General features: G+C 51.2%; 25 protein-coding genes and 1 other RNA gene. 24 read left to right on the top strand and 2 right to left on the bottom strand.

Annotated features, from left to right (window positions below; all coding sequences use genetic code 11):
- Positions 1–133 precede the first annotated feature (133 nt).
- The 10 genes from EIZ37_RS14370 to EIZ37_RS14325 all read left to right on the top strand — a co-directional run bounded on the left by EIZ37_RS14370 (position 134) and on the right by EIZ37_RS14325 (position 7,558).
- On the top strand, positions 134–1,309 hold the full coding sequence (locus tag EIZ37_RS14370) for an RCC1 domain-containing protein (RefSeq protein ID WP_134685301.1): 1,176 nt from the start codon (positions 134–136) through the stop codon (positions 1,307–1,309).
- Positions 1,310–1,469: 160 nt separating this feature from the next.
- Entirely contained in the window at positions 1,470–1,697 is a 228-nt protein-coding gene (locus EIZ37_RS14365) for a sulfurtransferase TusA family protein (RefSeq protein ID WP_134685300.1), read from the top strand.
- Positions 1,698–2,097: 400 nt separating this feature from the next.
- Positions 2,098–2,892 carry a sulfite exporter TauE/SafE family protein gene (locus EIZ37_RS14360; protein WP_134685299.1) on the top strand — a complete coding sequence of 265 codons (795 nt, stop codon included), beginning with the start codon at positions 2,098–2,100 and terminating at the stop codon, positions 2,890–2,892.
- 23 nt (positions 2,893–2,915) lie between these two features.
- Positions 2,916–3,398: a DsrE/DsrF/DrsH-like family protein gene (locus EIZ37_RS14355; protein ID WP_134685298.1), complete on the top strand. Its 483-nt coding sequence runs from the start codon at positions 2,916–2,918 to the stop codon at positions 3,396–3,398.
- 57 nt (positions 3,399–3,455) lie between these two features.
- The gene (locus tag EIZ37_RS14350) at positions 3,456–3,722 is read left to right on the top strand and encodes a metal-sensitive transcriptional regulator (RefSeq protein ID WP_134685297.1); all 267 of its coding nucleotides are present in this window, start codon (positions 3,456–3,458) and stop codon (positions 3,720–3,722) included.
- Between the two features lie 120 nt (positions 3,723–3,842).
- A complete protein-coding gene (locus tag EIZ37_RS14345; protein ID WP_167568877.1) occupies positions 3,843–4,430 on the top strand; it encodes an adaptor protein MecA in 588 nt (195 codons plus the stop codon).
- Between the two features lie 244 nt (positions 4,431–4,674).
- Positions 4,675–4,953: a YkvA family protein gene (locus EIZ37_RS14340; RefSeq protein ID WP_134685295.1), complete on the top strand. Its 279-nt coding sequence runs from the start codon at positions 4,675–4,677 to the stop codon at positions 4,951–4,953.
- Positions 4,954–4,985: 32 nt separating this feature from the next.
- Positions 4,986–5,672, top strand: a complete 687-nt coding sequence (locus EIZ37_RS14335; protein ID WP_134685294.1) for a TerC family protein — start codon at positions 4,986–4,988, stop codon at positions 5,670–5,672.
- Positions 5,673–5,787: 115 nt separating this feature from the next.
- Positions 5,788–5,886, top strand: an RNA gene (gene ffs, locus EIZ37_RS14330) — signal recognition particle sRNA small type.
- A gap of 241 nt (positions 5,887–6,127) precedes the next feature.
- Positions 6,128–7,558, top strand: coding sequence for a PAS domain-containing sensor histidine kinase (locus tag EIZ37_RS14325; protein WP_134685293.1), 1,431 nt, complete (start codon positions 6,128–6,130; stop codon positions 7,556–7,558).
- A gap of 58 nt (positions 7,559–7,616) precedes the next feature.
- Here EIZ37_RS14325 and EIZ37_RS26560 read toward each other — a convergent pair whose 3' ends face one another.
- Positions 7,617–7,745 (bottom strand): hypothetical protein, encoded by a 129-nt coding sequence (locus tag EIZ37_RS26560; protein ID WP_268898750.1) that lies wholly within the window; start codon positions 7,743–7,745, stop codon positions 7,617–7,619.
- A gap of 165 nt (positions 7,746–7,910) precedes the next feature.
- On the opposite strand from EIZ37_RS26560, the gene dnaX reads away from it, so the two are divergent.
- From dnaX to EIZ37_RS14295, 6 genes are all read left to right on the top strand, one after another.
- Positions 7,911–9,620: a DNA polymerase III subunit gamma/tau gene (gene dnaX, locus EIZ37_RS14320; RefSeq protein WP_134685292.1), complete on the top strand. Its 1,710-nt coding sequence runs from the start codon at positions 7,911–7,913 to the stop codon at positions 9,618–9,620.
- Between the two features lie 22 nt (positions 9,621–9,642).
- Entirely contained in the window at positions 9,643–9,954 is a 312-nt protein-coding gene (locus EIZ37_RS14315; protein ID WP_134685291.1) for a YbaB/EbfC family nucleoid-associated protein, read from the top strand.
- Positions 9,955–9,996: 42 nt separating this feature from the next.
- Positions 9,997–10,593 carry a recombination mediator RecR gene (gene recR, locus EIZ37_RS14310; RefSeq protein WP_134685403.1) on the top strand — a complete coding sequence of 199 codons (597 nt, stop codon included), beginning with the start codon at positions 9,997–9,999 and terminating at the stop codon, positions 10,591–10,593.
- A 131-nt stretch (positions 10,594–10,724) separates the two neighbouring features.
- Positions 10,725–11,699, top strand: a complete 975-nt coding sequence (locus tag EIZ37_RS14305) for a CPBP family intramembrane glutamic endopeptidase (RefSeq protein ID WP_134685290.1) — start codon at positions 10,725–10,727, stop codon at positions 11,697–11,699.
- 16 nt (positions 11,700–11,715) lie between these two features.
- The gene (locus EIZ37_RS14300; protein ID WP_134685289.1) at positions 11,716–11,946 is read left to right on the top strand and encodes a DUF2508 family protein; all 231 of its coding nucleotides are present in this window, start codon (positions 11,716–11,718) and stop codon (positions 11,944–11,946) included.
- 13 nt (positions 11,947–11,959) lie between these two features.
- Positions 11,960–12,223 (top strand): pro-sigmaK processing inhibitor BofA family protein, encoded by a 264-nt coding sequence (locus EIZ37_RS14295; protein ID WP_134685288.1) that lies wholly within the window; start codon positions 11,960–11,962, stop codon positions 12,221–12,223.
- Between the two features lie 9 nt (positions 12,224–12,232).
- Here the strand turns inward: EIZ37_RS14295 and EIZ37_RS14290 are convergent, their stop codons facing one another.
- Positions 12,233–12,751: a hypothetical protein gene (locus EIZ37_RS14290; protein WP_134685287.1), complete on the bottom strand. Its 519-nt coding sequence runs from the start codon at positions 12,749–12,751 to the stop codon at positions 12,233–12,235.
- A gap of 158 nt (positions 12,752–12,909) precedes the next feature.
- Here EIZ37_RS14290 and EIZ37_RS14285 point away from each other — a divergent pair, with 158 nt between their 5' ends.
- The 8 genes from EIZ37_RS14285 (at position 12,910) to EIZ37_RS14250 (ending at position 19,081) form a co-directional block, all read left to right on the top strand.
- A complete protein-coding gene (locus EIZ37_RS14285; protein ID WP_134685286.1) occupies positions 12,910–13,911 on the top strand; it encodes a Rossmann-fold NAD(P)-binding domain-containing protein in 1,002 nt (333 codons plus the stop codon).
- Positions 13,912–13,957: 46 nt separating this feature from the next.
- On the top strand, positions 13,958–14,140 hold the full coding sequence (locus tag EIZ37_RS14280) for a sigma factor G inhibitor Gin (RefSeq protein ID WP_134685285.1): 183 nt from the start codon (positions 13,958–13,960) through the stop codon (positions 14,138–14,140).
- Positions 14,141–14,267: 127 nt separating this feature from the next.
- Positions 14,268–15,746, top strand: coding sequence for an aminotransferase class I/II-fold pyridoxal phosphate-dependent enzyme (locus EIZ37_RS14275; protein WP_134685284.1), 1,479 nt, complete (start codon positions 14,268–14,270; stop codon positions 15,744–15,746).
- A gap of 38 nt (positions 15,747–15,784) precedes the next feature.
- Positions 15,785–16,414, top strand: a complete 630-nt coding sequence (gene tmk / locus EIZ37_RS14270) for a dTMP kinase (RefSeq protein ID WP_134685283.1) — start codon at positions 15,785–15,787, stop codon at positions 16,412–16,414.
- A gap of 31 nt (positions 16,415–16,445) precedes the next feature.
- Positions 16,446–16,775, top strand: a complete 330-nt coding sequence (locus EIZ37_RS14265) for a cyclic-di-AMP receptor (protein ID WP_134685282.1) — start codon at positions 16,446–16,448, stop codon at positions 16,773–16,775.
- 49 nt (positions 16,776–16,824) lie between these two features.
- Positions 16,825–17,271 (top strand): YaaR family protein, encoded by a 447-nt coding sequence (locus EIZ37_RS14260; protein WP_134685281.1) that lies wholly within the window; start codon positions 16,825–16,827, stop codon positions 17,269–17,271.
- Positions 17,272–17,284: 13 nt separating this feature from the next.
- Entirely contained in the window at positions 17,285–18,262 is a 978-nt protein-coding gene (gene holB, locus EIZ37_RS14255; RefSeq protein ID WP_134685280.1) for a DNA polymerase III subunit delta', read from the top strand.
- Between the two features lie 3 nt (positions 18,263–18,265).
- On the top strand, positions 18,266–19,081 hold the full coding sequence (locus tag EIZ37_RS14250) for a PSP1 domain-containing protein (RefSeq protein ID WP_134685279.1): 816 nt from the start codon (positions 18,266–18,268) through the stop codon (positions 19,079–19,081).
- The last annotated feature ends 9 nt before the right edge of the window (positions 19,082–19,090 follow it).

The raw sequence follows: 19,090 nt of genomic DNA, 5'->3' as shown, positions 1-19,090 counted from the left end.
TTTGCCGATTTGGGAGAATGATGGAGTGAAATAGATCACTTGGGCTAAAATTGTTTTATTTCCCTTTGTAACATTTTGGATTTTCCTGCCGTCTTGGTAATATGAACCAGGTAAATGAAAGGGGCACACATTCGTGAAACGCATGTTAGGGGCGCTTACCCTTATCGCAAGTCTTTTGACAATAAACATTTCGATTACCGAGGCAGGCACGGCAGCGACTGTCAAGCCCGCCGCTGCGAAGGCAGCAGTCAACGTCCAGCAGGTGGATGCCTTGAACGGTCAGCCATATGTCGTGAGAGGTGGAAAGGTGTACGTGGGCAATTCCACAAAGCCTCTCGCCATTCCGGAAAAAGTGAAGGAACTGATCGCCGGTGAAAAATTTATGCTGTTCTTGACGGAAGGAAAGCGGGTCTATTTCCAAGGAACCTTGTATGACCAAAGCGACATGATTTATTACCAGAAGCCGGTTCTGAGCTCGGCAAAGCCGGTCCCCCTGCCGATCACCACGGTGGAGAAGGTCATGACTGGACGAAATGAAATCCTGTTCCTCACAACGAACCGGGATCTGTATGTCATGGGAGCCAATAACCTGAATCAATTGGGGATCAAAGGTGTGAAAAAAGTGGGCACGCCGACCAAGCTGATGAGCAAGGTTCGTTCAGCGGCGACCTCCGCGAATACAACGGTCATCATTGCAGACGATGGCATTTACGTGTGTGGATACAACCATATGCTGCATCCGACCACATTAGATCTGCAGCGCATCGGAGCGGCGGGGGCGTACCAGCATGTCTTTGCCCTTGACAAGAGCCTCAATCGATCCATCTATGGGAAAACAGCAGCCCAACCGCCATTGTTTTATCTCCCGACTGCACAGGGAGGCTCGGTCATCTATACCTACTCGTTGAGAAAGCTGGATCCGCTGACCGACCCGATGTTTATCAATGCTACCGGCTATAAAACCACGCCCTACACCGATTTCTTGTACAAAGCGAATGGAGAGGTATGGGTGAGGTATGCGTACCGGGCAAATGGACGAATTTACATCAGTGACACCAAAGGATTCGACTTTATGGGATTTCTCTATACGAACTATGAGAAGCTGGCGTCGAATGCGACAAGCGCTGGGATTCATGGAAAGACGCTCTATGCTTTCGGAAAGGGGACGGTTCAGACAAAGCCGTATCCGACCAAAGAGCAATTGATCGAACGAATCAAAAAGGATAATAGCCACATTACTACCCTTCATTTTGATCCAAAGGAAGGAATCTTCTTATTCGAAGATATTGAATTTACGACTCATCCATAGCTTTGACTGGAAAGCCTGGACGGGCACCGGTTTATGTGGGGAAGCATGCTACCATGCTTCCCTTTTTCATGGAAAGGAAGCGGGATTGACAAGAGTAAAAATGGTCTTTAATATACATATAGGGGTATAAGTATATAAAACGGCTGGGAGGAACACGAATATGAAAGCAGATATCACCGTGGATACAAAAGGACTGGCATGCCCGATGCCGATCGTAAAAGCGAAGAAGGCATTGGACGGCTTGCAGCCAGGGCAAATCATGGAGGTTCTGTCCACAGACAGAGGATCTCTCAACGACTTCCAGGCGTGGGTGAAACAGACCAACCATGAGCTGGTTCATCATGAGGCAGAAAACGGTGTTTACAAATTCCTCGTAAAAAAGGTCTAATGAAAATAGGCGAGCACTGCTTACCAGTGTTCGCTTATTTCGGTCGATAGGAATTTATAAAATACCCATCGGCATGAGAAAAACTAAGCTCCGCCAAAGACTTGGCAAAGTCAAGTTTTTCTAAAATCGTGATAAACAATGCTGACGCCTAAATGGGGATAGGTTTCTTCTTTAAAGTGACCATGGGGACATGCTTTGACGCTGCTAAACGCGTCTCTTTCCGAGCGAAGGGGTTCATTGCAGGTTGGACAATGCTGTTGGAAAAGCGATTGTAACAGTCGAACCACAAATACCACCCTATTCCGATTATTTTACTTGGTATTATCATACCCGAAATGCCCCGATTTGAAAACAGGTATCGGCAAGTTTGCGCGACGGAGGTAGGCAACGGGGAGGACGTATGGACATTCTGCTGTTTCTCGTATTGTTTTCGTTGGGGTTGGTGGGCTCTTTTTTCTCCGGGCTGCTAGGAATAGGCGGGGCAATTATTAACTATCCCCTGCTCCTGTTTGTTCCCGATTGGCTGGGGGTTGCCCGGTTTCCCACACAGGAAGTCGCTTCGATTTCCATGTTTCAGGTGTTTTTTTCCTCTTTTGCCGGGGTGCTCGCTTTCCGGAAGAAAAGCGGAAAGAACACTTCGCTGATCCACAAAGGACTGGTCAAGGACATGGGCGGGAGCATTCTGGTCGCGAGTCTGCTCGGAGGATTCATTTCAAAATATATGTCCAGTGAGGGCATTAACCTTATATATGGAGTATTGGCCGTCGTGGCTGTCTTCCTCATGCTGCTGAAAAACAAGGGGACTGAAGAAAACGCGGAGGAAATTGCCTACAACCGCATGATCGCGATCCTGGCAGCATTTGCGGTAGGCCTAGTTTCGGGGATAGTGGGCGCTGGCGGTGCGTTTATCTTGATTCCGATCATGCTGACCGTCCTGAAAATCCCGACGCGTGTGACGATCGCCTCTTCTTTGGCTATTGTATTCATCTCCGCCATTGGCGGTGTATTGGGCAAGCTGACAGCTGGGCATATTCCGCTGATGCCTACCGTATTCACTGTATTGGGAAGCATCCTGGGAGCGCCAATCGGCAGCTTGCTAAGCGCGAGGATCAATGTGAAATGGCTGCGTTACGGGTTAATCGCACTGATTTCCCTGACTGCGGTTAAAATTTGGGCCGATCTTTTACAAGTATAGCGATCGAAAAGGAGATAGAGATCATGGAGCAGCAAAAAGAAAAGACGACGATTGTGTTATTCAGCGGGGATTTGGATAAAGCGATTGCCGCGTTTATTATTGCCAATGGAGCAGCGGCGTACGAGCATGATGTGACGATTTTCTGCACCTTTTGGGGGCTGAATGCGCTGCGCAAAGATGAGTCTGTCCTGGTGAAGAAAAATTGGCTGGAAAAGGCGTTTGGCTGGATGATGCCGCGCGGGGCGAATAAGCTGGGGCTTTCCAAGCTGAACATGCTGGGGATGGGACCGCAAATGATCAAGCACGTCATGAAGAAGCATAATGCCTTGTCCCTTCCCCAATTGATTGAGCTGGCCCAGGAGCAGGGCGTCAAACTGGTGGCTTGCACGATGACGCAGGAACTGCTTGGGCTGAAAGACGAAGAGTTGATCGATGGTGTCGAATTTGCTGGTGTTGCCGCTTACTTGGGAGATGCGAACCAGGCGAAAATCAATTTGTTTATTTAATTTTTTTTGCGACTATACTATACGTATACACGTATATGTTACAGGAGGAGAAAATCGATGGACTACGACTACGGTGATGATATCAAAAAACGTCTGCGCCGAATCGAGGGCCAAATTCGCGGTGTGCTGAGCATGATGGAGCAGCAAAAAAGCTGCAAAGAGGTGGTAGCCCAGCTGACTGCCATCCGCAATGCTTCGGATAAAGCGATCGCCCAAATCGTCGCAGAGAATCTCCAGCGTTGTTTGAGGGAGGAGCAGGAGAAAGGCGGGGACACGAGCAAGGTGGTGCAGGAGGCAGTCGAACTTTTGGTCAAAAGCAGATAATGCAGTTTGACAGCAACCCCCTATTGCATAATACTAAACGAAAAAGTATATTTAATCATACCCCAGTCAATTTTGTGCAATGCTAGTATGATAGGAAATAGGAGAAGGGGTGTGTGGCACATGAGAATTGAATTTCAACCGGATCGTACTATTCTGTTGTTTTTGGATAATGAAGAATTGACGAAAAGAGGTTTTCGTAACGGAGATGATCCGGCGAACATCCGTATGATTAATGAGTTGGTGGATGACGTGATCCTGTTTGCCGCCTCTTCCGCAACTGATTTTCCATTTGAAAGTCCGATTCGAACGGAAGCTTCCTACATTCCGCATGAAGGAGCCTATATTCGCATAGAAGCACTGACAGAGGAGCAGGACGAGGATCTCGATGCGATGCAGCGGGAAAAAGCAGCGGCTGAGCAGCATACTGCAACCATGCTATTTTCCTTCGCCGATTTTGAAGATCTGATCCTGTGTGCGCATAAAATGCCGGAAAGCGTGGGCGAGGTCGGCACTGTCTACGCCTACGAAAACAAATATTATCTGCAGATCGATTTGACGGACACAGCCGAAGAAGACGCAGCGCTGATTCGTGCCGTGGTCAGTGAATACGGAAAAAAAGCAGATCTGGCCGAAGCCTTTTTGCAGGAATACGGAAATCTCATTTTTGCGTCGGCTGCCCTGCAAGAAATCGCAAAAAAATTTCTGTAAAAACGAAACCTTAGACTTTCAGGCTCGTATACTAGGGTAGGAATGTTAAAGGGGAGTAGCTGCTACAGCAAAGTCGTCATTACGGGGAGCATCCCTCGGCTTTGTTGGCAACGATTGCGTTGTTAGCGAGACCTTTACCAACGATACGGTAAAGGTCCTATGGATAAAAAGGAATGACCTTTACCGATAGCTGGTAAAGGTCATTTTTTTGTGCACAATCCGCTTCCGGAAAGGAGGGTACGCCATGATGAAGTATTGGAAACGAATTCGGTTTGTTTTCAAAGTGAGGAAGTTCATCCCCTTCCTGTTTGAATTTTTTACAACGAGGAAAGTGCCAACCAAGCAAAAAGTATGGTCGGTTCTGCTCCTCGTCGGGTACATCTTTTTTCCGTTTGATGTGATCCCTGACTTTCTTGCCTTTTTTGGAATTCTCGATGATGTCACGGTTTTGATGTTTGTCTTGCAGCAGATTGTCAAAATGTCTCCACCCGAGCTGAAAGAGAAACATGGAATGAGGGAATAACACCAGTAGGGTGATAAGGAGGAATGGAAACGATGGATTTTTTCACGGCAGATTTCTGGTCGGCATTATTGGCTATTGTCATCATTGATCTTGTACTGGCGGGAGATAATGCGATCGTAATTGGCCTGGCTGCCCGTAATCTGGCCAAGGAGCAGCAAAAAAAGGTGATCTTTTGGGGAACGTTTGGTGCGATTGCGATCCGCGCATTGCTCACCATGGTTGTCGTATGGCTGTTGAAGATACCGGGTCTTCTGCTGCTAGGAGGAGCGCTGCTTGTATGGATTGCCTACAAGTTGTTGGTTGAAGAGAAAAACCATGACAATGTCAAGTCGGGTGGCAGTGTCTTAGCAGCGGTCAAGACGATCGTGATTGCCGATACCGTGATGGGTCTCGATAACGTATTGGCGGTAGCGGGAGCGGCTCATGGTGATTTCCTGCTCGTTATCCTTGGCCTGATCATCAGCGTACCTATTGTCGTCTGGGGAAGCACACTGATCTTGAAATGGGTCGAAAGATTTCCGGCTATTATCTACGTTGGGGCAGCGGTATTGGCATGGACCGCATCCAAAATGATCGTGGACGAACCGATTGTAGAAGGATTTTTTGAAGACAATCCCGTCTTTAAATACGGCTTGATGGCGGTCTTGATTGGCGGTGTCCTGCTGGCAGGCTACTTGAAGAAAAATGCGCAAGAGAAGGCACCGGCTAACAACGGCTAAAGAACCGTGCGGAAAAACCATCCATCATTGGTTATGTTTAAGACTTGCGGCGAATGTCCATGTCTGATATTCTAATTAAGCAGTCTCGCAAGGGATTGCCTGGTGGCGATGTTAGGACTGGGTCCTGTGCAACGCGAACCCGCGAACGGGTCAGGTCCGGAAGGAAGCAGCCATAAGCGGTCATTCGTGTGTGCCGCAGGGTTGCCTGGTCTGAAGTCGCCATTTGCTATATCCAATACGTGAAAACAACCTTACTTGCCTGCAACATATCGGTCGTGACCGGTATGTTGTTTTTTGGTTTGTCGAAATGTGCGGTTTCCCTCATTTTTTGACGGAATATAGCGAAACATTTTGTAGACCGATCAAGCCTGTAACGGCAGGGCTTCCTCTATTTTTTAGCGAAACCCTAACAGTGGACTGTTCACAAGAAATAAAAAGGTTGGGGGGGAGCGACAGTGGAGGCAGCGTATTCTTTGCAACTGTTAGGTTCGCCTAAACGTTTGCAGCAGTATATGCGGCAACTACCCAATGCTGTTTTATTGGTTGATCGAACAGGGATGATCGTGGAAGTAAATGAGATACTGCTGCGTGCAACCGGATTTGCACGGGAAGAGCTCATCGGTCGACCTTTTCGGCTGATCGTGCCGGGGAAGGGAACAATCAGGCAGTTTTATGAGCAAATGCTGGAAAAGGAAGAGCAAAACAGCCTGCCCGTTGAGCTGGAATGGCGCAATAAGCAGGGAAAAAGCGGAACATCAAGCGCGATGGTCCTGGTGCAGGAGTCGGAGGATACCCTCTATATGGTGCATCTGTTCCAGTTGGGGCGCGAGCAGGGATATCCGTTAGCGCAGCGCTTTTTTCAAAGGCTCGGCAACGACAACAGTCTCGGCTTCATCATGATTGATGCCAAGGGTGACATCGTGGAGATCAATCAGCTGGCCTGTCGAGTGCTTGGGGTTGAAAAGATAACGGTGCTCAACCGCAATCTGGATGATGTGTTTGCGAGAGTGCCGGAAAGCCACCGCTTGATTCAACGGGATCTGCTGACAGGGGTCAAGCAGCAGAACAATGCGATGTATTGGTCCAACAACAACCAGCGATTCGAGCTGCTGGTCGATTCCGGGACACTGCAGGATGCGAGTGGCCAAACCGTGGGCGGATACATTTTGTTCAAGGATATTACCAACCTGCGCTCGATTGAACAAAAGATTGAACGTAACGAGCGGCTCGCCATGATTGGACAAATCGCAGCGGGCACTGCGCATGAAATCCGCAATCCGCTTACCTCGATCAAGGGGTTTTTGCAGATGTTCTCCCAGCTTTTCGAAGATATTGGAATGGCGCGGGAAAAGAGCTACACCGAAATCATGCTGACGGAAATCAACCGCATCAATTCTCTGGTGAATGAATTTTTGCTGCTGAGCAAACCGCGTGATGTGCAATATTCCATGGTTGATTTGAATACGGTTTTTGAAGAATTGCTGCCTATAGTGGAAAGCCAGGGGCTCTTGCACGGAATAGATGTAAAGTATTCATCACGGGGGGTATTGCCTACCGTGGTGGGCGATGCGGAACTGCTCAAGCAGGTATTCCTGAATATATGCAAAAACGGGATCGAGGCGATGGGCAATGAGGGAACCATCCATATCTCGCATCACTTCGAGACGGACAGCAATCGTCTGAGCATCGACATCCATGATTCGGGGCCGGGTATCCCGCCGTATGTCATCGATAAAATTTTCGACCCGTTTTATACCACCAAAGAAGAAGGAACCGGTCTGGGACTTGCTGTATGTCAAAAGATCATTCATGACATAGGGGGCCAGATCCGCGTTTCGTCAAAAGGATACGGGACAACGTTTCATATCCTGCTGCCGTATATGTAGCCATACGAACAAAAATCCCCTTTTACAACCATGGTGGTTGCGTAAAGGGGATTTTCTCTCATTTTCGTACGTAGATCGACTGCGAGCGGCTCGAGCGAGTAAGGGCAGGCTCCGCGGCAAAAGCGGTAGCTGTAATCGTAAGCCCTATCAGCAGAGAGTAGGAGCGGATAACATGTGGACCTCGCATGAAATCCTCCTTCAGGTAGTTTCCGCTAGATAATCCCATTTCGCTGACGAGTTGGTTGCCGAAGCTTGAACGTTTTCTTTGTACCCCCGCTCATGTATAATAAGAAGATATGAACAAAAGCCGACACGGCAAGGACGGAAAATCATAGACAGGGGGTGTCATTGGATGGCTTATACAGCGTTATATCGTGTCTGGAGACCGCAAACCTTCGGCGACGTCGTAGGGCAATCTCATGTGACGACCACCTTGCGCAATGCCATTCGGGAGGGCAGGCTCTCCCATGCCTACCTGTTCAACGGCCCACGAGGTACGGGAAAAACGAGTGCTGCGAAAATCATGGCCAAAGCGGTCAACTGTGAACGCCCGATCGACGGGGAACCATGTAATGAGTGCGGAACGTGTGTCGCCATCACGGATGGCTCGGTGACGGACGTATTGGAGATTGACGCCGCCTCGAACCGCGGGGTGGAAGAGATCCGCGATATCCGCGACAAGGTGAAGTTTGCGCCAAGCGACGTAAAATATAAAGTGTATATCATCGATGAAGTGCATATGCTGACCACGGAGGCATTCAATGCGCTCCTGAAAACGCTGGAGGAGCCGCCATCCCATGTACTGTTCATTTTGGCGACAACCGAGCCGCATAAGCTTCCGGCGACGATCATTTCGCGTTGTCAGCGCTTTGACTTTCATCGGATCGCGCTGTCTGAAATGGTCGGTCGTTTGCAGCAGATCTGCCAGGCTCATCAGGTGGAAGCGGATCCGCAGGCATTGCAGCTTGTAGCCAAAATGGCGGAAGGCGGCATGCGGGATGCGCTCAGTCTGCTGGACCAGGCGATCAGCTACAGCGGGACATCGGTGACGGCAGCGGCTATTATGCAGATCACCGGTACAGTATCCCAGACGTATTTTTCAGAGTTGGCCAAGCTGGTGGCTGAGCAAAATGTCGCTGGTGTCATGGAGCAGTTTGATCAGGTGATGGTGCAAGGAAAAGATCCGGAGCATTTTTTACAGGATTTCATGTATTATTACCGCGATATGCTGCTAATGAAGACGGCGCCGAAGCTGCAGGAGATCGTCGAGCGCACCTTGATCGATGACCAGTTTTCTAACGTGGCGCAAGCCTATTCGCTCCCGGCTCTCTATGAAATCATTGAGGTGCTCAATACCGCGTTGACTCAGCTGAAATGGTCGACCTATTCCCGTGTGCTGGTGGAGCTGACGCTGGTCAAGCTCTGCCAGCTGCCGCAAAAGGGCGCTGCACAGGCAGCGGGAGGAGCCGATTCCGAGGAACTACGGACACTTCTGGGGAGAATTCATACGCTGGAAGAAAAACTCCAGCAGGTGCTTTCCGGGCAGGCCGTACTCCCGCAAGTCGGTGCCGCAGCGGAAGAGCCGAAGTCACGGGAGCCAAGACGAGTGCCGGCAGCCGGCGGCGGCTCTCGCGTCTCGATCACGAAGCTGCGTGACGTAGCCCGCGCGTACGACGAGGGCATGACCCAGAAAGTACGGGGCATGTGGAGCCAGATCTTGCAGGAAGTGAAAAAGATCAAGATTCAGCACCAGGCGTGGCTGGTCAACGGTACGCCGGTCGCTGTCGGGCAGTCGACGCTCGTCCTGGCCTTCAAGAGTCCGATCCATTGTGAAAAGACGATGGAGCCAGAGTTGAAAGGTATTGTGGAACGGGTCCTGCAGATGGCAACAGGCAAGCAGCTGTCTCTGCTTTCCGTCATGGAAGAAGAGTGGCAGAGCGTAGAGGAAGAAAAAGGAGCTGGCGATTCTTCCGGGCAAGGCTCCGCAGAAGTGCAGGAAGATCCCCTGGTGGCGGAAGCGCTCAGGCTGGTCGGGGAGCATTTGGTAGAAGTAAAAGAGTGAAGATACAAGGAGGAATAAACCCATGAAAAACATGCAACAAATGATGAAGCAAGTAAAGAAAATGCAGGATGAAATGCAAAAAACGCAGGAAGCGCTGAAAGAGAAAATCGTAGAAGGTTCTGCAGGCGGCGGAGCAGTAACCGTAAAAGCAAACGGTCACAAACAGATTCTGGATATCGCGATCAAGCCGGAAGTGATTGACCCGGAAGATGCGGAGATGCTGCAAGATCTCGTATTGACCGCTGTGAATGATGCGCTGCGCAATGTGGATGAAATGGTAAACAAAGAGATGGGCCGCTTTACCGGAGGAATGAACATTCCGGGCCTGTTCTAAGGGAGCAAAGGTGGCAGCTAAAAGGAGCCTAACGAAGTGAGCATGTACTATCCAGAACCCGTTTCCAAGTTGATTGAAGGTTTCATGAAGCTGCCAGGTATCGGGCCAAAAACAGCCAGCCGCCTAGCCTTTCACGTGCTGACGATGAAAGAGGATGACGTCTTGGATCTGGCCAAAGCATTGGTCAATGCCAAGCGGCAGCTGTCCTACTGCTCGGTCTGCCATAATATTACCGATGTAGATCCTTGCCATATTTGCCGCGATAAACGCCGGGACGCCTCGATGATCTGCGTGGTGCAAGAGCCCAAGGACGTCGTGGCGATGGAAAAAATGCGCGAATACGAAGGGTATTACCATGTCCTCCAAGGGGCGATTTCCCCGATGGATGGCATTGGCCCCGAGGATATCCGCATCCCGGATCTGCTGAAGCGGTTGAGCGACGAGCAGGTAAAAGAAGTGATTCTCGCCACGAACCCGAATATTGAAGGGGAAGCAACGGCGATGTATATTTCCCGCCTGATCAAGCCTTTTGGCGTCCGTGTCACCCGCATCGCACATGGTCTGCCGGTCGGCGGCGATCTGGAATATGCGGACGAAGTGACGCTGTCCAAAGCGCTGGAAGGGCGTCGGGAAGTCTGACGATCAAACAGCTATACGATTTTGGAAACACCTGGCCATCACGACGCCGGGTGTTTTTGCTATCATAGAAGCAATTTACGAGAAAGTTTTCCGCGGACAAGACATAGAGTAGGAAATAGGAGCGTGAGGAGATGCAGACAGAGCTTATAGTGCCTCGCAGAAGCACGAGACTGACGCAAGGGTCAGGACCATGGGCCATCCTCTTATGTGCCGGGTTCATCCTGACGACGGTGTTGGAGCTGCTGACGGTCCGGTTCACAAAAGGGGCAGATGGGCGCTGGGTGGCAACTGTCTCGGAAACCCCGGAGAGTTGGTTTCTCATTTTGGTCTTGATCGTCAGTGTGATCAGCATGATCGGAGGCGTGATTTTTCTCGGCTACCGAATCGGGGAGTGGAGACGTGGCGAAAGGGTCTCCTGGTCCCGGCTGGCTACGGGTGCAGATGTGATTTACATGTGTGCGTGGCTGCAATTCTTAAACATCGGAATGCTCATAGCCGCGGAATTTTTCTTGCAGACTCCCCTGTTTCCGGAGGGGACCATCGGCAGCCTGTTCAGCTCTGCTTCCTTGCAGATCATGATCCTGGTCGTTGCCTTCTTCCAATTCAGAGGCAGGCATCAGGCCATTGGCTTAGGGAGGCCTCGCCATTTAGGCAAGATGCTGGCCGTTATTGTTGTGTTGTTTTTGCTGATCGTGTTTGCCATGGATTTCCTGATCACCAATCCACTGGCTGATTTATTGAACCTCTCTCTGGAGTCAGAGAGGGAACAGCAGATTGAAAGCGAGATCCTTTCTGCCAAGCAAACGAATCTCCCCAATGTGATCACAAGCATCCTGGTCATTGGCGTTTTGGTGCCGATCGCGGAGGAAATCCTGTTTCGCGGAGTCATTCAGACGTTTTTGGTCAGACGCCTTGGTGCATGGATTGGGATTGGTCTTTCCAGCCTGTGGTTTGCTTTGCTGCATGTGGATTTAGCGCTTTTTGCCCCGTTATTTTTAATCGGTGCGGCGCTTGGCTTTATCCGGCATCGCTTTCAAAGCCTGTGGGGGGCCGTACTGCTTCACAGCCTGAATAATTTGATGAGTATGTTCGTGTATTTCCAATAAGCGAGGGGATGGGTTCATGAGTTGGAAAGCGAAAACGAGAGCCGTCTACAGGGCGGGAAGCGAGCAGTGGCTGCTCCCGGATGCCGTGGACAATGCGCAGGTGGTGTGGAGGAATGCGCAGCAGCTGGTCGATCTTGCGGAGGAGCGTGATGTGGAGGAAGCCATCTATTATCTCCACCTCACCGAAAAGCGATATATGTATCTGCTCCAGAAAACCAGGCAGATGTATGCGGGCGAAGAGCTGTAGGGAGGCGTAAGACATGGAATGGCTGGTCGCGTTAGTGGTTGTCGGGCTCCTGCTGCTGGTATCTGCCAGCAAATCGATGGCGCGTCCCATACGCTGGGCAGGTATGGCAGCGCTGCAGGTCGTCATCGGAGCGGTTCTTCTGTTTTTTGCCAATCTCGTAGGGGAAATGGCCGGATTTCATATCCCCATCAATCCGATTACCGCGCTGTTGGCAGGATTTTTACGGCTGCCGGGCTTGCTTGCCTTGGTGGTCATCAAGCTGTACATCGTGCCTTGAAAAAGTTGCTTACAGGTTGGTTAAGAGAAATGCCACGCTTCTCAACTCGTATTTGACCCGGCAGTGCTTGGGCTGGGACAGAGAGGCGATGAGTGACAGGAGCCTGGGCAAGAGTAGTACCAGCGAAGCGATGATCAGGGCAAGACCATAGGTTCGCGGCAGCCACACAAAAAGGCCAAGCGATACAAGCAGACTGCCGATGATCACCGTAGCTTCCGCTTTCCAGAAGAATGCCAGCGTGACGGGCAGCGCGGTGCCTGCACCCCACCATGCGGAAAACAAAGTGTCGGCCGTGATGCTTGTCCGTTGTGCAGCCAGATAAGCGTAAAAGCGAAACAACGAAAAATGCAGGATCGGCAGGATCACCAAAATCGACGTGGAAACGATGAGATTCGGCATGGGAATGGAAAAGTATACGGAGGCGGCCAGACAGCCTGAGATCAGCAAAATCAATTGAAAGAGAAGCCCAAGTCCTCCCCAACGGAAACGACGCAGCAGTTTATAGCTATAGATAGTCTGTTCTTTCATCGTTAATCCCTCTTTTGCCTCAGGTTCTCCCCATTATCGCATAGCAAGCGCTGGCAGCAAAGGTGTTGTCATCGGCTATGGACGAATAAAAAGGACCGGCCCCAGTCCACAATGTACATGATGGACGCTGGAGCGAGTAGGGAAGGAGGCGGGTCTCTTTGCATGAAAAAGCGATTCTCTTGCTGCAAGGTCAAGCGCAAGAGCAGCATCTAGAAGACTTGCTTGCACGAAACATCATGATCGTCGATAACGTCCGGGAAGCGACCTTTCCAGCCGAATCAAGCGGCTTTTATCTGGATCGTCCCGAGCATGTTTCTGTCTTACAGGAGCGACTGATTGCCCGAAAAGAGGGGAGTCCTTCGCTTCTTTTGCTTTATGGCGAGGAGCTTCCTTATGGCTACGCAGATCGTCTTCAGGAAAAGCTGCCCGGCGACGTGGAAATCGTCCGTTTGGCTATCTTGTACGGGCAGGAGCGCGCGTTGATCGGCGGCAGCCCGACAGGAAAAGGGGTGCAGCGCATTCGCAGACATCTGGCGGAACACGGGGTGATTTCCTTGGTCTGTCGTCCGATCGAGGTGGATGCAACGCTTCGGCAAGTACCCGCCTACCTTGATTGGAAAAGCCGTTTTTACATCAAGCTGGGGGAGGCTTGCGACCAAACGAATGCACGCCTGGAAGTGGTTGCTCAGGCGCTTGGCATGGATGCACGCATTGGACAGGGCTGGCTTCCGGAAGCAGAAGACAGGATGCCGCAGCAAGCGGCGGAGCGCGATCGCTGGTTGCAGCAGGAATGCGCGAGCATCCGGGAAAAGACGAAAATGAACCGGGTCGCATTTTGGGGAAGCAAGACACAGCTAAAGGCGATTGAAAACGTGCTGCCAGCAGCTGTTGAAGTGCAACAGTGCGACCCGTTACAGCTGCCAAAGGCGAACGAACCGGCAGAGCTGGCAAGCACGCTGGAGGGAGCAGACCTGCTCATCATCCGAACGGCCAGTCCAGCGGTGAGAGCGCTTGGCCTGCAAGAGCTTGTCTTGCGGATGAGCCGTCCGCTTGTCCTCGATGCCTGCAGCTGCTTCCCGCTGATGGAAGCGGAAGCCTTGCAAATTGGTTATCGGACTTTTGGGCAAAACACGAACGTTTGGGAATGGAACGGATTATAATAGGGTATAATGGGTGGTAGATTAAGGAAGGAAGTAGGCGTAAACCATGGAAAATATCCATCAGCGTTGCATCGTCTGCGGGGAAGAACGGACAGCAGGAATTGCCATCTGGGATCAGTTCATCTGCCAGCCCTGTGAGCAAGAGATGGTCAAAACCGACGTGAACGATGAGAAGTATCCGTTCTTCATTCATCAAATGAGGCAGATTTGGCTCAAGAAAAATGCATAGCGGATTGATGATATCGTGATATTTGCAGTGGCATCGGCACTTTGCTGATGCCCTTTTGCTTTTTGTCCCTGACCGGCTTTTCCATGGTACAATGGTAGCAGTATGAAACATAAGGACGTGTAGATAGATGGCGAGCAGGGTAGCCGATTTTTGGGAGCGACAAAGGAGAGCGCCGTTGTTTGAAGCGTTGGAGCAGCATGCCGGGCAGCAGCCGTATCCGTTTCATGTGCCCGGCCATAAAATGGGGGCTAGCTTTGACAGCGAAGGGAAAGCCCGTTTTCAAACGATCCTTCCTCTTGACTTGACGGAGCTGACCGGACTCGACGATCTGCATCAGCCAGAAGGGGTCATCGCCATGGCCCAAGAGCTGGCGGCAGAGGCCTTTCACGCGGAATGGACAAGGTTCTTGGTCGGCGGCACGACTGTAGGCAATGTGGCACTGATTATGACTGTCTGCAAGCCGGGTGAGAAAATCCTCGTCCAGCGCAATTGTCATAAATCGGTTTATCATGGGATCATGATGGCCCAAGCCATTCCGGTATTTATCGTTCCGGCTGTCGATTTATCGAGCGGAGTGGCTGCTGGGCTGCGGCGCGAGGATGTAGAGCGGGCGCTGCAGGCTCATCCGGATGCCAAGGCTGTATTTCTGACCAACCCTACCTATTACGGCATGGGGATCGATCTGGTCAAAATGGCTGCTGTCGTCCACCGCCACGACATTCCTCTGTTGGTGGACGAAGCGCATGGAGCCCATTACGGGTTTCATCCGGCATTGCCGCTTTCCGCGATGCAGAGTGGAGCGGATGCTGCGGTACAGTCCACGCACAAGATGGGGACATCAATGACGATGACCTCCATGCTCCATATCCAAGGGGAGCGTATCAATCGGGACCGACTTCAGCGGATTTTGGGGATGCTGCAATCCTCCAGCCCGTCCTATCCATTAATGGCTTCACTAGATCTAGCCAGAAGGCATATGGTGTACCAAGCCGGAAAAGAAATCGATCAGATTCTGCCGTGGCTGGAGCGGCTGCGCGAGCAGATTGATGCGCTCGATTGGCTGGATACGCCGACCCTGACGGAAAACAGCGTCTTCGCCACGCTCGACCCGTTGAAGCTGCTGCTTTGTGTGCGCACCGGGACGTTTACAGGCTACCGGCTGCAGGAAATGCTGGAGAAAGAAGGCATCTACCCGGAGCTAGCCCAAACCACACACGTTTTGCTTGCCGCCTCGACAGGAACTTCGCCCCAGGACGTCGAACAAGTATCACAATTCCTCGAACGTGTACATGCAGACGGTGTTCCCGGAGAAAAGCTGTCGACGGACATCGGGATACTGGCCTCCAGCTTTTTGCGGGAGCAGGTGCTGCCGATGCATGAAGCGGTGGATGTGGAGACCGAGCGAGTTTCCTTGCAGCAGGCGATCGGACGAATCAGTGCGGAGATGGTGATCCCTTATCCGCCGGGGATCCCGGTGCTGCTGCCGGGTGAGCGAATTGATGCGCAAGTGATCGCTCTCTTACAGGAGCTGAAGGCTGCCGGAGCAAGGTTTCAAGGGATCAAAGATTCAGAGCTGCAAATGATCGATACCATCAAGCGGTCATGACCGTATAGAAGCAGCACACATAGTTAGGAGGAGCAGGTTTGACCGGCTTGTTTATTACTTTTGAAGGACCGGATGGCGCAGGCAAGACTACACAGGTGCAGACATTTGCCAAATGCCTCGCAGACATGGGCTATGATGTCCTCGTGACGCGAGAACCGGGCGGAACCGCGATTAGCGACAAGATTAGAGGTCTGATTCTGGACCCTTCTCATACAGAAATGGACGATTGCACCGAGGCGTTGCTGTACGCCGCATCCCGCGCCCAGCATGTTCGGGAAAAAGTGCTTCCGGCGCTGGCCCAGGGCAAGGTGGTTGTGTGTGACCGCTTTGTCGATGCAAGTATTGCTTACCAAGGTTTTGGATTGGGACTGCCTGTGCATAGGATTAAAGAGATCAATCATTTTGCCACAGGAGGACTTGTCCCTGATCGCACCTATTTGCTCGATATTCCCGTAGCGATTGGTCGCTCCCGGCTAGCAGCAAGAGCGGGGCTGGACCGCATCGAGCAAAAGGAATCCGGCTATCATGAGCGTGTGCGGGATGGATTTATGGATATTGCCAGCGAGAACCCGTCACGCATCTGCTTGATAGATGCTAATCGCAGTATGGAGGAAGTGTCCGCAGCTATTCTGTCAGACTTCTCCCAATGGGCTGCTTCCAGAAAGTAACACCACTACAAAGCGGAAAGGGTGAGATACAATGAAAATGGTGATCGCTGTTGTGCAGGACAAGGATAGTGGACGACTGTCGCAGGTGCTGGTCAAAAATGGATTCCGCGCGACAAAGCTTGCCAGTACAGGTGGCTTTTTGCGGGCCGGGAATACCACTTTTCTCATTGGAACGAATGACGAGAGCGTTCCCGAGGTGATTGAATTGATTCAGCAGAGCTGCAAATCCCGTAAACAGATGGTAACCCCCGTATCCCCGCTCGGCAATGCCGTGGACTCTTTCATGCCGTATCCGTTGGAAGTTCAGGTGGGGGGAGCAGCGGTGTTCGTCTTGGATGTCGAGCACTTCCATTCGTTCTAAGGCGTTCGCGTAAAAATGTCCATATAACGCGGAAAGCAGAGGTGACAGCATGAAAATTGGTGATGGTTTACGCCCTCAGTTTGACCCGTTGAAGCCAAATGACTCCCGACGAAACAGTCCGGCCGAGCGTATCAATTTTGGTGAGCTTGTAAAAGGGCAAGGGGAGCGGATGTCGCAGGAACGATTGACCGAGATGTTGAATGAGATCGACAAGCAGAGCCAGATTCTTGCTCGTTCACGCTCTGTTCGCGATTTTTATCTGTATAAAAATCTGGTCAAACGATTCATGGAGGAAGCGGTCAAGTACGGCGTCTCCCTCGATGACCGAAAAGGAACGAATCGGCGGGGCAGAAGCCGACTCTACAAAATCATCAAGGAAGTCGATTCCCATTTGCTGCAGCTCGCGGATGACTTGATCAGCGAGCAGGCGCCGATGATCGACCTATTGGCGCGAATTGGCGAAATTCGCGGAATGTTGATCAATCTTTATTTCTAGGTGTGACGAGACCATGACATGGAAACAGATACAGCAGCCGCGGGTGGCGGAAATACTGGAAGGCAGCTTGCGCAACGATCGGCTTGCGCATGCCTACCTGTTCGCCGGCCCCCGCGGCGCGGGCAAAATGGAGGTAGCGCTCCATCTTGCCCAATCGCTTTTTTGTACAGAGCTTGCCCATGACGCATGCGGTGAGTGTCTGCAGTGTCACCGCATTGCGACGGGAAATCACCCCGACGTGCATATCATCGTGCCGGATGGGGCTTCGCTGAAGATTGACCAAGTGCGTGCGCTGCAAAGAGAAATGACGATGCGTGCCGTTGAAGCCGGACGCAAGGTGTATGTGTTGGAGCATGTAGACCGGATGACGACGCAGGCGGCCAACAGCCTGCTGAAATTTTTGGAAGAGCCGCCAAGCGGTGTGGTTGCGATATTGATAACAGAGAACAGCCATGCTGTGCTTCCGACCATACTCTCCCGCTGCCAGATCCTCCCGTTTGCTCCCTTGCCTGCAGAAAATATTGCGGCAAAGCTGGTAGCAGAGGGAATCGCCCCCGGCATTGCGAGAGTCGCCTCCCAAATTACAACTGATTTAGTGCATGCGAGGGAACTTAGCCAGTCAGAATGGTTTGCACAGCTTCGAAATATAGTGATACAATTGGTGCAGGAAATCAAACAGCGCAATTCTCTTGCGCTCTTTACCATACAGGATCAATTAGCAAAGCACGATAGATTGAAGGAGGAACTAGCCCTCTTTCTGGATTTGCTCATCCTTTGGCTGCGAGATATTCTATATGTGCAAGTAGGGAGAGAGACCCGTCTGATCAATAGCGACCAACAGGATGTGCTTCAAGGACAAGCCTTGGTATGGACTCAAACCGAGCTCTTGCACGGAATTGATGTAGTCATGGATACAAGAAAACGGATAGAGCGAAACGCCAATGCGCAATTGGCGCTAGAGAGGTTGGTTCTCCAAATCCAGGAGGGATAAACCTTGTACGAGGTAGTAGGCGTCCGCTTTAAAAAAGCGGGTAAAATATATTACTTCGATCCCGACAAGCTCTCGATCGAGAAAGATAGCCATGTGATCGTCGAGACAGCACGCGGGGTTGAATACGGGAAAGTCGTCGTCGGACAGAAAACGGTTGGCGAGTCAGATGTCGTCCTGCCGTTGAAAAAAGTAATCCGGGTGGCCGATGACCGGGATGCTTCGCAAGTCGAAGAAAACAAAAGAGCGGCAAAAAATGCGTTTTCCATTTGCCAGACCAAGATCAAGGAACACAAGCTTGATATGAAGCTGGTAGATGTTGAATATACATTTGACCGTAATAAAATCATTTTTTATTTTACGGCGGATGGCCGGGTTGATTTTCGTGAGCTCGTAAAGGATCTGGCAGCCGTATTCCGTACGCGTATCGAGCTGCGCCAGATTGGTGTGCGGGACGAGGCAAAAATGCTGGGCGGGATTGGTCCGTGCGGCCGCTTGCTCTGCTGCTCTACGTTTTTGGGGGATTTTGAGCCCGTCTCGATTAAAATGGCAAAAGACCAGAATCTGTCGCTCAATCCGGCGAAAATTTCCGGGCTTTGCGGCCGGTTGATGTGTTGTTTGAAATACGAAAATGACAACTACGAGGGCAGCAAGGATGAATTGCCTGATGTGGGTGCATACGTCATGACTCCGATGGGAGAAGGGCGTGTGGCAAGCGTTAATATTCTGGATTTGACCGTGCAGGTAGAATTGAAGGATAAAATGCGCATGCTGGAATTCACACTGGATGAAATCGTCCTGACGGAGCTGGCAAAGGATTAATACGCGTCG

The sequence above is a fragment of the Brevibacillus migulae genome, assembly GCF_004521915.1.
Classification (GTDB): domain Bacteria; phylum Bacillota; class Bacilli; order Brevibacillales; family Brevibacillaceae; genus Brevibacillus_F; species Brevibacillus_F migulae.
This window is presented reverse-complemented; position numbering and strand designations above follow the sequence as displayed.